The sequence below is a fragment of the Williamsia sp. Y844 genome, from assembly GCF_056786475.1.
The window spans coordinates 175,879-188,381 of the sequence record NZ_JBXCJB010000006.1 but is presented as its reverse complement, the minus strand read 5'-3'; the positions used below and the strand labels follow the sequence as shown (position 1 = coordinate 188,381).

The window sequence follows — 12,503 nt, the reverse complement described above, 5'->3', positions numbered from 1 at the left end:
CGGGTCACCTATGCGGCATGTCATTCGACACGGGCCGGTGGCGTGGTCAGCGCGACCGCCTCGTCCGGAAATCCCAGATCGCCGGACCGATTCATCACAACGAACACCACATAGGTCAACATTGCGGTCAGTGGTGCGATCACCAACAACGCCCAGGAGAACCCGATCCCGCCACCGAAGTCGAGGTACGCCCCCGTGATGCGCAGGCTGGGTGCCTGCGTGAACTCGTCGCCAACGGCCACCCCGTCGCGGCCGGGGAAACGCAGACGGGCCACCAGGTCTCCGACCCAGACCGCGACCACACCGGACGCGATCGCGCCGAACGCCAAACCGGTGACGCCGGCCGGACCTCGCAGTCGCGGCGACATCCAGAAGACCACCGCCAGGACCACACCGGCGATCAGGGCCACCGAGAAGTACAACCCGATGGCCGTGAACTCCGACGTGGCATCACCCGTTGCGACAGCACGATCCGGGGCGACCATGCGCCCTTCGATACCCGGAGTCAACAAACCCCAGATCAGGCCCCATAAAACCCCGGCAAGTACCGCACCTGCCGAGACAAAGCCCACAGACCGAACCCTGCCGGTCAACGTTGATACAGCTCCACCGAATCGACGGTACCGTGCCGCGAACATCGCGCCGACCAGCCGTCAGGACGAACCTGGACAACCATCCGCCTGCCGCACTGTCCGCAGTAGCGCGGCGGCTCGAGCCCGAGCTGCGCCGCCCGCGGAATCGAATCGGGGTCCTCGACATCGAGCTTCACCCCGGTGTACTCGCCGTAGACCATCGGGACGGCCAGCGGAGTCGGGATGTCGCTCATCGTCTGATCGCTGATCAAATCGAGTCGTTGAGTGCCTTGATCGGCATCTGCAGCTCGTCGAGCAGATCCAGATCGGTTTCGGCAGGACGGCCCAGCGTTGTCAGGTAGTTACCAACGATGACCGCGTTGATCCCACCCAGGATGCCCTGTTTGGCACCCAGATCACCCAGCGTGATCTCGCGTCCACCCGCGAACCGCAGGATGGTGCGCGGCAGCGCCAACCGGAACGCGGCAACAGCCTTGAGCGCTTCGGCCGCAGGCAACACATCGAGGTCGCCGAACGGGGTACCGGGACGCGGGTTCAGGAAGTTCAGCGGAACCTCATCGGGATCGAGTGCAGCCAGGTCCGCGGCGAACTCGGCGCGCTGCTCGAGGCTCTCGCCCATTCCCAGGATGCCGCCGCAGCACACCTCCATCCCGGCCTCACGGATCATCTTCAACGTGCCGAAACGCTCTTCCCAGCTATGGGTGGTGACCACGTTCGGGAAGTGCGACCGCGCGGTCTCCAGGTTGTGGTTGTAGCGATGGACCCCCATCGCCTTGAGCTCATCGACCTGTTCCTGGGTCAGCATGCCAAGGCTGCAAGCGATCTGGATGTCGACCTCGGCCCGGATGGCCTCGATGCCCGCGGCCACCTGCGCCATCAGGCGCTTGTCGGGTCCACGTACGGCGGCCACGATGCAGAACTCGGTGGCGCCGGATTTGGCGGTCTGCTTGGCGGCTTCGACCAATGCCGGGATGTCGATCCAGGCACTGCGAACCGGCGAGGCGAACAGCCCTGATTGTGAACAGAAATGGCAGTCCTCGGGACAGCCGCCGGTCTTGAGGGAGATGATGCCTTCCACCTCGACCTCGGGGCCGCAGTGCTTCATCCGTACGTCATGAGCGAGTTGCAGCAGGTCGGTCAACCGGTCATCGGACAACTGCAATATCTGCAGCGTCTGCTCCTGGCTGAGCCCCTCCCCGCGTTCCAACACCTGCTCACGTGCGACGTCGAGTATGTCGGTACGTACTGGCGCCTGGGTCACGTGGGGCCTCCCTTTTGTCGCGAACGTTGAGGTCTCAGTGTGCATCATCACGCACACCGGGTACCCGGCAGTGGGTCACAGACCCGCAAGCCAATCCGGATCAAACCATCCAGATGCCTGCGAAGTAAAACTACTGCGCGGTAGGCTTCCGGCCCCTGCGGGGATCCGCCCGACCACCGGGACTCCCGTCAGGGCCGGCAGGTCGTCGAGGTTGCACAGTTCGGCCAGACCCGGCTGCGATGGCCACGAGCCGATGACGATGCCGGAGCACTCGAGGCCTGCGGCTTTGATCGCCGACGTGGTGAGCTCGGTGTGATTGAGCGTGCCGAGTCCGGCCGCGGCGACAACCAGTAGCGGCGCACCGATTCCGGCCGCGACGTCGAGCATGGTGATGTCGGGCGCCAATCGCACCAGCACCCCACCGGCGCCCTCCACCAGCGTGAGATGGTGCGAATCCAACCCGCGGATGCCGTCGATGATCACATGCAGATCCACCGGTGTGGCACCTTCACGAACGGCCGCCCGAGACGGTGCCAGCGGATCACGAAAACGGTAGAGCTCGGACGTAGCGGTGACACCTGCAAGCCGGATCACCTCGTCGACATCGCCGGGTTCGCCCGGCCCGACCCCGGTCTGTGCCGGTTTGCACACGGCCACGCTCGCCCCCGCAGCCATGACCGCAGCTGCCACCGCGGCGGTTGCCACCGTCTTACCGACCTCGGTCGAGGTCCCGGTGATCACGAGTCTCACAGCGCGCCCTCAGATCTCGGCGAGTACGGCCGTGACAACCTCTGCCACCCGGGCGATCTCGTCGTCGGACAGATCTGCGCGAACGGTCAGGCGCAGCCGCGAGGTACCCGGCGGCACCGACGGCGGACGGAAACACCCGGCAAGCACTCCGCGGTCGCGACAACGTTGCGCGGCCGCAAACGCCTGGGCCGGATCGCCGATGATGATCGAGACAACCGCCGCCTCCGACTCCGTGCCGCCACACAGACTCGCGAGCCGGGCAGCGTTGGCACGCACCCGAGTTGCCAGGTCCGGCTGCGCGCGCAGAACCCGCAACGCAGCCTGCGCGGCGCCGGCTGCGGCGGGTGCCAGACCGGTGTCGAAGATGAATGTGCGGGCGCGATCGATCAGATGATCACGGACCATCGCCGATCCGAGGACCACACCGCCTTGCGAGCCAAGCGATTTCGAGAGAACCGCCGTGGTGACGAGGTCGGGGGCGCCGGCCAGTCCGGCTTCGTCCAGAACCCCGCGACCGCCGGTGCCCCGAACGCCGAAGGCATGGGCTTCATCGACCAGCAGTACCGCACCGTTGGCGCGGGCCGCGGCATACAACTCGGCAACCGGGGCGATCGCACCGTCGATGGAGTACACGGAGTCCGTGACCACCATCGCCCGCTGCTCGCTGCGCCCTTCCAATTCTCGTCGTACCGCCGCGTGGTCACCGCGATCGACGACCACCACCCGGGCCCGCGACAGACGGCACCCGTCGATCAATGATGCGTGCGAACCCCCGTCGGAGACGATCAGATCACCGCGACCCATCAGTGCCGACACGGCCGCGATGTTGCCGACATAGCCTGACGAGAACACCAGGGCCGCTTCATAACCGAGGAAATCAGCGAGGTCGTTCTCGAGCGATTCGTGGATCTCGGTGGTACCGGTGACCAGCCGCGACGACGTCGATCCGGCACCCCACAGATCGAGCGCCTCGTGTGCGGCGGCCACGACGTCGGGATGGCGGGACAATCCCAGGTAGTCGTTGGACGCCAGGTTCAGCAACCGGTCGTCGGTCCCACGCGGCACCAACGTCCGGTGCAAACCCTCTGCCGCGCGAACCTCGGCGGCCTCATGGAGCCAGTCCAGCGCGGTGTCGGTGTCGGCCACGTTCGGCGTCATCGGTTTCACTGTGAGAAGCCTCTCATAGAGCCGGAAGTGGTGGCATGGCCCGCCACCGCGGCACGTACGGACGCACTCACACCACCGATCAGTGTGTCGATGTCCGCTTCGGTGCAGATATATGGAGGCATCGTGTAGACGAGGTCGCGGAAAGGTCGCAGCCAGACGCCCGCATCCACGGCAGCATCCGTCGCAACGGCCATGTCGACCGGGTCGTCGAGTTGCACCACCCCGATGGCCCCGAGGACGCGTACTTCCCGCACCCCTGGCAGCTCCGACAGCGGCGCCAGCCCGGTTGCCAGAGCCGCCGATATCCGGGCGACCCGATCGCGCCATGGCGATTCGAGCAACAGTTCGGTCGAGGCGACCGCAATGGCCGACGCCAACGGATTGGCCATGAATGTCGGGCCGTGCGCGAGCACTCCGACGGCCGAACCCGAGATGGTGTCGGCAATCTCACGTGTGCACAGAGTTGCTGCCATCGACACATAGCCGCCCGTCAGCGCTTTCCCGACGCACATGATGTCGGGCGAGACACCCACGTGGTCGGCGGCGAACAGTTCTCCGGTCCGCCCGAATCCGGTGGCGATCTCATCGAAGATGAGCAGCACCCCCTGCTCGTCGCAGATTCGGCGGAGCTCGACGAGGTATCGGGGGTCGTGGAAACGCATCCCCCCGGCACCTTGCACCACCGGTTCCACGATGACCGCGGCCAGCTCGTCCCGATGCGCGATCACCAGCTCTTCGAACTCACCGACGTAGTCGGCCTCGTAATCGACCGGCGGCGCAGGCGCAAAGACCTGCCGGGTCAGGACGTCAGTCCACAGCGAATGCATCCCACCTTCGGGATCGCAGACGCTCATCGGTGTGAACGTGTCGCCGTGATAGCCGCCGCGCCAGGTCAGGAGCCTGTTTCGACCTGTTGTGCCCCGAGCCCGCCAGTACTGCAGGGCCATCTTCACGGCGACCTCGACGGATACCGATCCCGAATCCGAGAAGAACACGGTGCGCAATGTTTCGGGGGTCATCTCCACCAGCAGCTCGGCCAACCGGGCCGCGGGCTCATGCGTCAGACCGCCGAACATCACGTGCGCCATCGAGTCGAGTTGAGTGCGCGCAGCGTTGTCGAGCACCGGATTGCGGTAGCCGTGGATGGCCGCCCACCACGAACTCATCCCGTCGACCACCGTGGTCCCGTCGGCGAACGTCAAACGCACGCCTTCCGCCGAGCGCACCACCCGCGGGACCGGCTCCGGATGCGGCATCGTGCCGTACGGATGCCAGATCAGTTCGGAATCGAGCCTGCTGATCTCCGCTGCGGAGCGCGCAGCCGATTCGTTCGAAGCTTCAGGAAACGTGGGCACGGATCCACACTAGTGAGGGCGCGCGGTGGATCTGAGCCCGGGATTCTGATCTAAGGCAGGTACATTACGTGGCTGGACAGCCCAACGAATTGCTGCGATCCGACCGATCACGCGGCAGACCCCGAACAAATGAGACACCAGACCATTGACTGCCACGCCCAGCGTTGACACGCGGACCTCCACGGTTCCCCCCGACACGGTGCCGATCTACCGGACCGACCTCGACGGACTCCGTGGCCTCGCGATCGTCCTCGTGGCCTGCTTTCACATCTGGTTCGGCCGGGTCTCCGGTGGCGTCGACGTCTTCCTGACCCTCTCGGGCTATTTCTTCGTCGGCTCGCTGCTGCGGCACACCATCGTCAGCCAGGACGAGCGGACCACGTTGTGGAAGACCGTCAATCCGGTCCAACGTCTGACGCGCCTGGCCCGGCGGCTCCTGCCCGCTCTGGTGGCGATCCTGATCGTCATCAGCCTCGGGACGCTGCTGATCTTCCCGGAAACCCGGTGGCTCGCCACCGGACGCGAGGTCATCGCGAGCCTGTTCTACTACCAGAACTGGTTCCTGGCCTTCAATTCCCAGGACTACACCGCGGCAAGCTCGGCCAACAGTCCGTTGCAGCACCTGTGGTCGATGTCGGTGCAGGGTCAGTTCTTCGTGGTCACGATGCTCACCGCGCTCGCATTTGCCGGTGCCATCAAGTTGCTGGTGCGGTCCGGGTTCAAGAAGCTTGCCGACCCGACGGTGATCCGGGTGGTCATCGGTCTGGCGATCCTCGGCGTCGCCGCGGTGTCGTTCTACTGGGCACACATGCGGATGGGCGTGAACCAGCAGTTCAACTACTACGACACCATCTCGCGCGCCTGGGAGCCGCTGGCCGGTGGCCTGCTCGCCGTGTGGATGCCGAAGTGGCGTGTCCCCAACGCGATCCGCAACCTGGTGGCGATCGTCGCGCTCGGCCTGATCATCAGCTGCGGCTGGTGGATCGTCGGTGTCGAGCAGTATCCCGGACCGTGGGCCCTGGTTCCGGTGCTGTCCACTCTGGCGATCATCTGGTCCGGCAACAACGCCGTCAGACGTGGCTCATCGGTCGAACGGCCCGCGGTCAGCAATGCACTGGCCGGCAGGCAGATGGTCTGGCTCGGCTCGATCTCGTACGCGCTGTACCTGTGGCACTGGCCGCTGCTCATCTTCTATCTGACCTGGCGCGACAAGAACGACGCATCGATCGTCGAGGGCACCGTCTTGATAGCGCTCTCGATCGCGTTGGCCTGGCTGACAAAGCGGTATATCGAAGAACCCCTGCGGGCACCACGTTCGGTGTCCGCTCACGGACCCGTACGCGGGGCCGGAGCCGGCCAAGGTGTTGATAAAGACGGCCCATTGCACGAAGGGACGGCGTCGCGGCACCATCAGCCGGCCCATGCCACGCCCGTGCGCCCGTGGCGTGGACGCCTGCTGAACTATTCGACGATTACCGGCAGCCTCCTTCTGGTCGGCGCCATCGTGATGACTACCGGGTTCAAGGCGTGGGAGAGCCACGCCACCAATCTGACCGTCGACACCACCAACCTCGATCCTCGCGTCTACCCCGGCGCCGGTGCGCTCCTCGACGGTGTCCCGGTACCCCACGTGGACCCGCAGCCCTCGCCACTGGCAGTGGTGATGGACTTACCCGCAACCTCGTTCAACGGCGACATCAGCGACTTCGACGACGGCGATGTCCACATCGGTGAGTACGGAGATCTGCAGGCCACCAAAACAATTGCACTGGCAGGCGGTTCCCATGCCGAGATGTGGATCACCGCGCTCGACATCCTCGGCAAGCAGAACCATTTCAAGGTCAGGACATACCTGAAGATGGGCTGCCCGCTGACGGCCGAAGCAGAACCGAAGCAGTCCGGAGTCCCCTACCCGCAGTGCCGCGCGTGGGTGGACAAGGTGATGCCGATGATCATCGCCGACCGACCCGATGCGGTGTTCACAAACTCGACCCGACCCAAAGACAACGATCCCGGCGACTGGGTCCCCGACGACTACCTGCCGATCTTCGCCCAGTTCGCCGCCGCCGACATCCCGGTCCTGGGCATCCGCGACACCCCCTGGCCGCACAACGATGACGGAGCCATCAACACCCCGGACTGCCTGTCGAAGAGCTCCAACGACGACTGCAGTACGTCCCGCACGTGGGCATTGGCGCCTACCGATCCGGCGCTTGACGTGGTGCCCGACTACCCGAATCTGCATCCGCTCGATATCACCGCGGGATTGTGCGACGACACAACATGTCCCGCCGTTGTCGGAAACATCACCGTCTACAAGGATTGGCACCACCTCAGTGCCACCTTCATCCGTAGCCTGATCCCGGAATTGCAGCGTCAGATGCAGGCCGCACTACCCTGGACGTAACCAGCAGATTGCGGCCACGGTGCCACGCCCCGCTCCGAATGCCGCCCGGCCCGCGTCCCAGTAGGGTCTTGGACATGAGTAATCGAGAGTGCAGATGACGACGCCTGACGGTGGTGCGCTCACGGAGGACGCCGGTGACGAAGTACCCACCGAGGTGAGTACGCCAGAATCGGACACGCCGACTGCGGTGCCGGCGCAGAGCAGCGCCGCCGTGACCGAAGAGGTCGAAGAACTCATGGTGTGGCCGGGTACGGCCTACCCGCTCGGCGCCACGTTCGACGGCACCGGAACGAACTTCTCACTGTTCTCCGAGGTGGCGACCAAGGTCGAGCTGTGTCTGATCAGCAAAGACGGCACGGAGACGCGCATCGAACTCGAAGAGGTCGACGGCTACGTCTGGCACGCATACCTGGCCACGATCTCTCCCGGACAGCGATACGGTTACCGCATCCACGGACCTTACGATCCCCGGCAGGGTTTGCGATGTGACCCGTCGAAGCTCCTCGTCGACCCCTACGGCAAGTCGTTTCACGGAGAGTTCGACGGCGATGCGTCGCTGTACTCGTATCCGATCGCTCTCGATCCCCCTGCTCCCGAACCGCCTGCTTCCGATCCGGCTGTTTCCGAACCATCGTCCGGGGAGTCGACAGGCGACGAAACCACTTCGGCAACAGATGAATCCGTCGCCGAGGCAATGGCCGCCAGTGAGGTCGAGGTCCCGGTCGCCGACACCGCGGCCGAACTCTCGAGCGAATCCGACGATCTCACCGACGTCGCGGTGGTGGCAACCACGGTCACCGAGACCGAAGCGGAGGACGCCGGGGCCGAGCCCGAGGCAGAAGCGGATCCCGAGCAGCCCGACCCATTGTTCGGAGAACCTCCGCGCCTGGATTCGTTGGGACACACCATGACCTCGGTCGTGATCAACCCATTCTTCGACTGGCAGCATGACCGCGCGCCCAACCGTCCGTACTACGAGACCGTCATCTACGAGGCCCATGTCAAGGGCATGACCGCCACGCATCCCGAGGTCCCGGAACAACTCCGCGGAACCTATGCGGGGCTGGCGCATCCGGCGATCATCGACCACCTGACGAAGCTCGGTGTCACGGCCATCGAACTGATGCCGGTGCATCAGTTCCTGCAGGACCAGACGCTACTTGATCAGGGCCTGCGAAACTACTGGGGCTACAACAGTTTCGGGTTCTTGGCTCCCCACGCCGACTACGCGTCGAACAAGCGGGCCGGCGCCGCAGTGCCCGAGTTCAAGGCGATGGTCCGGGCATTCCACGACGCGGGTATCGAGGTCATCCTCGATGTGGTCTACAACCACACCGCCGAAGGCAATCACATGGGACCGACCATCGCCTTCCGCGGCATCGACAATGCCGCCTACTATCGGATCGTCGACGACGAGCCCTGGGCCTACATGGATTACACCGGGACAGGTAACAGTCTCAATGTCCGGCATCCACACACCCTGCAGCTCATCATGGATTCCCTTCGGTACTGGGTTCTCGAAATGCATGTCGACGGATTCCGTTTCGACCTCGCATCGACCCTGGCCCGGGAACTGCACGATGTGGACAGGTTGTCGGCATTCTTTGATCTCGTGCAACAGGATCCGGTGGTCAGCCAGGTCAAACTCATCGCCGAGCCGTGGGATATCGGCGAAGGTGGCTACCAGGTCGGTAACTTCCCCGGCCTGTGGACCGAATGGAACGGCAAGTACCGCGACACCGTGCGCGACTACTGGCGTGGCGAACCGGCGACCCTTGGCGAGTTCGCGTCCCGGCTCACCGGTTCCTCTGATCTCTACGAGGCGACCGGACGTCGCCCCAGCGCCAGCATCAACTTCGTCACCGCACACGACGGATTCACGTTGCGTGATCTGGTGTCGTACAACGAGAAACACAACGAGGCCAACGGTGAGGACAACCGGGACGGCGAGAGTCACAACCGGTCGTGGAACTGTGGGGTCGAAGGTCCCACCGATGATCCGGTCATCGAAACCCTGCGGGCTCGCCAGCAGCGGAACATCCTGGCCACCCTGATGCTCAGTCAGGGCACCCCGATGATCGCCCATGGCGATGAGATCGGCCGGACGCAACAGGGCAACAACAACGTCTACTGCCAAGACAATCCTCTGGCCTGGATGGATTGGGCTCTGGCAGAGAAGAATTCCGAGCTTCTCGATTTCACTGCCCGGGTGATCGACCTCCGCAAAGAGCATCCGGTGTTCCGTCGTCGGAGGTTCTTCGCCGGACGTCCCATCCGCTCCGGCGACGAACCTCGCGACATCGCATGGCTCACCCCATCGGGCCACGAGATGACCGAAGAGGATTGGGACAGCGGTTTCGGAAAGTCCCTCGCGGTGTTCCTGAACGGATCGGCCATCGGAGAGAAGGACATTCGTGGACGCGTCGTCCAGGACAACGACTTCCTGATGTGCTTCAACGCGCACTACGAGCCGATCGCGTTCGGATTGCCCACAACCTTCTACGCCAACGAGTGGGAGGGCGTACTCGACACCGCGCATCCCCTCGGTGACAGCGCCGTCATCGCCAAGGCCGGAACCCCCGTCCTGGTCACCGGAAGGTCGTTGCTGGTCCTGCGCAAGGTGAACTGATGATCCTGCCTCCCACCGCCACCTACCGTCTCCAGCTGAATAGTGGTTTCACATTCGCCGACGCCGCCGGAAACCTCGATCACTATGCGGCACTGGGGATCAGCCATCTGTACCTGTCGCCGGTGCAGACCGCCCAGGAGGGATCCGAGCACGGTTACGACTGGGTGCCGCCTCCCGAGGTCTCCCCCACCCTCGGCGGCATCGACGGTCTGCGGGATTTGCGTCGCGCCGCTGCCGGACGCGGCATCGGGTTGATCATCGATATCGTGCCCAACCACACCGGCGTCGAGGACCCGCGGCAGAACCCGTGGTGGTGGGACGTACTACAACTGGGCGCGAACTCGCAGTACGCGTCCTACTTCGACATCGATTGGTCGTCGGAGAACGGGGCCGACGGCAAAATCGCTCTGCCGGTTCTGGGTTCACCCGACGACCTCGACGCCCTGGAGATCGACGCCTCCGGCCCGGAGCCCGAACTCGCGTTCTACGAACACCGCTTTCCACTCGCTCCGGAAACTTACGACCCACAGGCGCCGGAATCAGCGGTCGCGGTGCACGACAAACAGCCATATCGGTTGGTGCCGTGGAACATCGGTGTCATCGGCTATCGCCGCTTCTTCTCGGTGAACGGCCTCGCCGGACTGCGGCAAGAAGATCCGTCCGTGTATGCGGCCACCCACACCCTGGTCCGCCAACTCATCGACGAAGACCTGGTCGACGGGATCCGGGTTGATCATCCCGACGGTCTGGCAGACCCGCAAGGGTATCTGCGCAACCTTCGTGACGACCTCGGACCGGACCGCATCCTGCTGGTCGAGAAGATCCTCTCCAAAGGTGAACCCCTCGACCCGTCGTTGCCGGTGGATGGCACCACCGGGTACGAGATGTTGCGTTCCGTCGGAGCCGTTCTCATCGACCCGAATGGCGAAGAGCCACTGGGTGATCTCCATCAGCGGTACGCGGGCGACCGCGGCGATCACCGGTGGCTCGAGGCCGCCGAACGGCATCTGAAGTTGTCGATCCTGTCCGACACCTTCCCCGCCGAACGCGCCCGACTCCGGCGCACACTCCTGGCGTTCGCGGCCGCCACATCACCCGTCACCCCAGAGGTCTCCGCTGAAGACCTCGACTCCGCGATCGGCGCGGTCATCGCTTCCCTCGGCGTGTACCGCAGCGACTATCCGGTCCTGGCCGGAACACTGGAGTCTGTACTGGCCACCAAAAAACAACGGCTACCTGCGTTGAGTGCAGCGTTCGACCTCATCGGTGCGGCCGTCGACTCCGACGCCGAGGCGAGAGCACGTCTGGCGCAGGTCTGTGGCGCCGTCACCGCCAAAAGCGTTGAGGACTGCCTCTTCTACCGAACCGCCCGACTGGTGGCCCTGCAAGAGGTCGGCGGCGATCCGGGGACATTCGCCGATTCGACCGAAGAGTTCCACCGCATCAACGTCGAACGGGCCGCCGCCTGGCCCCGAGCGCTGACCACACTCTCGACACACGACACCAAACGCAGCGAGGACGTCCGCGCCCGCATCGGCGTGCTGTCCCAGATCCCCCTGCGCTGGACCGAATTGGTGGATCGATCGCAGACGCGCAACCCGGCGCCCGACGGAGTCACCGGACTGTTCCTGCGGCAGAACCTTTTCGGTATCTGGCCGATTGACGGGGTGATCACCGATGACCTGCGGGGCCGCTTCCATGACTACGCGACAAAGGCCATCCGCGAAGGTGCGGTCGGCACCACCTGGACCCAGGTCAACACCACCTTCGAGTCGGCAGTGCATGGGTGGATCGACAACATCTTCGACGGGCCCTGTGCCAAAGACCTGACCGACCTGACCGGCGAGGTCGGCTCGCATGCCGAATCCGACGCTCTCCTGCAGAAGGCCCTGGCCATGTTGACGCCGGGAGTCCCCGACGTCTACCAGGGCACCGAATGGTTCGACGATTCGCTGGTTGATCCCGACAACCGACGGCAGATCGACTACAGCCGATCCGTTGACCACCCCAAAGTCGCAATCGTGCGCACCGCAGCACAATTGCGCCGTCGACGCCCCGAGGTGTTCACCGCAGGCGACTATCACCCGCTGCCTGCGCACGGCCCGGCAGCTGAACACGCCATCGCATTCGGACGCAGTGAGCCCGGCGCGGACGTCTCGGTGATCATGGTCGGATGCCGCTGGACCGCGCGTCTCGACGAACACCTGTGGAAGCAGACAACACTCGACCTTCCGCCCGGCACCTGGCGAGAGTTGCTCACCGGCAGCGACATGTCCGGAACCGTGCAGATCGCGCGCTTCGGAACCGCCGTCGCGATCCTCGAACGAATCTGACTCTCGGG

General features: G+C 64.6%; 9 protein-coding genes. 3 read left to right on the top strand and 6 right to left on the bottom strand.

Annotated features, from left to right (window positions below; translation table 11 throughout):
- Positions 1-20 precede the first annotated feature (20 nt).
- The 6 genes from AC1TQG_RS27550 to AC1TQG_RS27525 all read right to left on the bottom strand — a co-directional run bounded on the left by AC1TQG_RS27550 (position 21) and on the right by AC1TQG_RS27525 (position 5,126).
- Positions 21-572, bottom strand: coding sequence for a DUF2567 domain-containing protein (locus AC1TQG_RS27550; RefSeq protein WP_482142105.1), 552 nt, complete (start codon positions 570-572; stop codon positions 21-23).
- Positions 573-589: 17 nt separating this feature from the next.
- A complete protein-coding gene (gene bsaP, locus AC1TQG_RS27545; protein ID WP_482142104.1) occupies positions 590-826 on the bottom strand; it encodes a biotin synthase auxiliary protein BsaP in 237 nt (78 codons plus the stop codon).
- A 14-nt stretch (positions 827-840) separates the two neighbouring features.
- Complete coding sequence (gene bioB, locus AC1TQG_RS27540; protein WP_482142103.1) at positions 841-1,854, bottom strand: biotin synthase BioB; 1,014 nt, start codon at positions 1,852-1,854, stop codon at positions 841-843.
- 75 nt (positions 1,855-1,929) lie between these two features.
- The gene (gene bioD, locus AC1TQG_RS27535) at positions 1,930-2,595 is read right to left on the bottom strand and encodes a dethiobiotin synthase (protein ID WP_482142156.1); all 666 of its coding nucleotides are present in this window, start codon (positions 2,593-2,595) and stop codon (positions 1,930-1,932) included.
- An 18-nt stretch (positions 2,596-2,613) separates the two neighbouring features.
- Positions 2,614-3,762 (bottom strand): 8-amino-7-oxononanoate synthase, encoded by a 1,149-nt coding sequence (locus AC1TQG_RS27530; protein WP_482142102.1) that lies wholly within the window; start codon positions 3,760-3,762, stop codon positions 2,614-2,616.
- Between the two features lie 5 nt (positions 3,763-3,767).
- Positions 3,768-5,126 carry an adenosylmethionine--8-amino-7-oxononanoate transaminase gene (locus AC1TQG_RS27525; RefSeq protein WP_482142101.1) on the bottom strand — a complete coding sequence of 453 codons (1,359 nt, stop codon included), beginning with the start codon at positions 5,124-5,126 and terminating at the stop codon, positions 3,768-3,770.
- A 145-nt stretch (positions 5,127-5,271) separates the two neighbouring features.
- Between AC1TQG_RS27525 and AC1TQG_RS27520 the strand changes: the two genes are divergently transcribed.
- The 3 genes from AC1TQG_RS27520 to treY all read left to right on the top strand — a co-directional run bounded on the left by AC1TQG_RS27520 (position 5,272) and on the right by treY (position 12,495).
- Complete coding sequence (locus tag AC1TQG_RS27520) at positions 5,272-7,533, top strand: acyltransferase family protein (protein WP_482142100.1); 2,262 nt, start codon at positions 5,272-5,274, stop codon at positions 7,531-7,533.
- Positions 7,534-7,627: 94 nt separating this feature from the next.
- Complete coding sequence (gene glgX, locus AC1TQG_RS27515) at positions 7,628-10,162, top strand: glycogen debranching protein GlgX (RefSeq protein ID WP_482142099.1); 2,535 nt, start codon at positions 7,628-7,630, stop codon at positions 10,160-10,162.
- A complete protein-coding gene (gene treY, locus AC1TQG_RS27510; RefSeq protein WP_482142098.1) occupies positions 10,162-12,495 on the top strand; it encodes a malto-oligosyltrehalose synthase in 2,334 nt (777 codons plus the stop codon). The genes glgX and treY overlap by 1 nt, the downstream gene beginning before the upstream one ends.
- The last annotated feature ends 8 nt before the right edge of the window (positions 12,496-12,503 follow it).

Coding starts and splice junctions, on each gene's coding strand:
- AC1TQG_RS27530 (WP_482142102.1), bottom strand. CDS start 3,762: ATGACGCCGAACGTGGCCGACACCGACACCGCGCTGGACTGGCTCCAT.
- bsaP (WP_482142104.1), bottom strand. CDS start 826: ATGAGCGACATCCCGACTCCGCTGGCCGTCCCGATGGTCTACGGCGAG.
- glgX (WP_482142099.1), top strand. CDS start 7,628: ATGACGACGCCTGACGGTGGTGCGCTCACGGAGGACGCCGGTGACGAA.
- treY (WP_482142098.1), top strand. CDS start 10,162: ATGATCCTGCCTCCCACCGCCACCTACCGTCTCCAGCTGAATAGTGGT.